The sequence below is a fragment of the Actinomadura sp. GC306 genome (genome assembly GCF_004348665.1).
In the GTDB taxonomy this organism is placed as follows: domain Bacteria; phylum Actinomycetota; class Actinomycetes; order Streptosporangiales; family Streptosporangiaceae; genus Spirillospora.
The window spans coordinates 1-1,858 of record NZ_SMKM01000499.1; the positions used below are offsets into that span (position 1 = coordinate 1).

The following is a 1,858-nucleotide window of genomic DNA, read 5'->3' on the forward strand; positions in this document are numbered from 1 at the left end:
CCCCTGCGCCGCCTCACCGCCCGCCACCAGGTCCTCGCCATCGAGATCATCGACCCCCGCGAACTCGACCTCCCCGACGTCGGCCTCGTCGAAATGACCGACCCCGAGACCGGAACCGTCCACGAGATCGTCCTCAACGCCCGCACCCGCGAACGGTACGCCGCGGCCGCCACCGCCCAGCGCGAACGCACCCGCGACGCGCTGCGCCGCACCGGCGCCTACCACCTCGTCCTGCGCACCGACCGCGACTGGATCGCCGACATCGCCCGCTTCGCCCTCCGCCAACGCAGAGCCGGCGGAAGATCTATCGAGCGAAGCTCGTCCGCTGAATGGCGGGGGGCGGGGGCTGGAGGACGGTCCATCGAGCGGAGTTCCTCTATCACGGGGGGAGCGCGTCCATGACCTTCCTGTCACCCGAACGCCTCTGGCTCCTCGGCCTCCTGCCGCTCCTCGCCGCCGTCTACGTGCTGCTGCAGATGCGCCGCCGCCAGTACGCCGTCCGCTTCACCAACCTCGCGCTGCTGTCGCAGGTCGCACCGAAACGGCCCGGCTGGCGCCGGCACGTCGCCGCCACCCTCTTCCTCATCATGATCGCCCTCATGATGGTCGGGTTCGCGCGCCCCGCCGACGAGGTCAAGGTCCCCCGCGACCGCGCCACCATCATGGTCGCCGTCGACGTCTCGCTGTCCATGATGGCCAGGGACGTCTCCCCCAGCCGCTTCGACGCCGCCAAGGCCGCCGCCAAGAAGTTCATCGGCGAACTCCCCGCCCGCTTCAACGTCGGCGTCGTCGCCTTCGCCGGCAACGCCAACCTCATCGCCGCGCCGTCCGACGACCGCTCCACCGCCATCACCTCGCTCGACCAGCTCACCCTCGCCAAGCGCACCGCCATCGGCGAGGCCGTCTTCACCTCCCTGCAGGCCGTCCGGTCCTTCGACGCCGAGGCCCGCCAGGACCCGCCGCCCGCGCACATCGTCCTGCTGTCCGACGGGGACAACACCACCGGCCGCACCGTCCAAGAGGCCATCGACGCCAGCAGCGTCGCGCAGATCCCCGTCTCCACCATCGCCTTCGGCACCCCCTACGGCACCGTCGACATCGAAGGCGAGACCACCAGCGTCTCCGTCAACAAGGAGACCCTGCGCGCCCTCGCCGACAACACCGAGGGCAAGGCGTACGAGGCCGCCGACGCCGGCCAGCTCGGCGAGGTCTACGCCAACATCGGCACCTCCCTCGGCTTCGAGACCGAGCACCGCGACGTCGCCGCCCGCTACCTCGGCATCGCGCTGCTGTTCGCGCTGGCCGCCGGCGGCGCCTCGCTGGCCTGGTTCTCCCGGCTGCCCTGACGGGCCCCGCCGACACGGCGCCGGTACCCGCCCAACGCTGATACGGTCGGCCGACGTGGGGGATCACTACTTCGCCGAACGGCCGGCCGCCGCCGGACGCCGCCGCACCGTCGACCTCGTCCTGCCGGACCTGCACCTGCGCCTGGACACCGACAGCGGCATGTTCTCCCCCGACCGGATCGACCCCGGCACCCGCATCCTCCTCGAAACCGCGCCCGCCCCGCCGGCGACCGGCGACCTCCTCGACCTCGGCTGCGGCTACGGCCCCATCGCCCTCACCCTGGCCAGCCGCTCGCCGCAGGCGAGTGTTTGGGGGGTGGACGTCAATCGGAAGGCTTTGGAAACAGCCGAGGGCAATGCTCAGGCCGCCGGCCTTTACAATGTAAGGTTCATCTCGGTGGACGAGGCCGACCCCGGTCTCCGCTTCGACGCGATCTGGTCCAACCCCCCGATCCGCATCGGCAAGGCCGCCCTGCACGACCTCCTCCTCGCCTGGCTCCCCCGCCTCACCC

General features: G+C 71.5%; 2 protein-coding genes and 1 pseudogene. All 3 read left to right on the forward strand.

Annotation, left to right across the window (positions count from 1 at the left end; genetic code table 11):
* Positions 1 to 402, forward strand: a pseudogene (locus E1200_RS32985) (hypothetical protein); the annotation flags it as partial.
* Positions 399 to 1,346 (forward strand): VWA domain-containing protein, encoded by a 948-nt coding sequence (locus E1200_RS32990; RefSeq protein ID WP_131956553.1) that lies wholly within the window; start codon positions 399 to 401, stop codon positions 1,344 to 1,346. The pseudogene E1200_RS32985 and the gene E1200_RS32990, both read left to right, overlap by 4 nt.
* Positions 1,347 to 1,401: 55 nt before the next feature.
* A partial coding sequence (locus E1200_RS32995) for a methyltransferase (RefSeq protein ID WP_131956555.1) occupies positions 1,402 to 1,858 on the forward strand: 457 nt, incomplete at its 3' end.

Coding starts and splice junctions, on each gene's coding strand:
- E1200_RS32990 (WP_131956553.1), top strand. CDS start 399: ATGACCTTCCTGTCACCCGAACGCCTCTGGCTCCTCGGCCTCCTGCCG.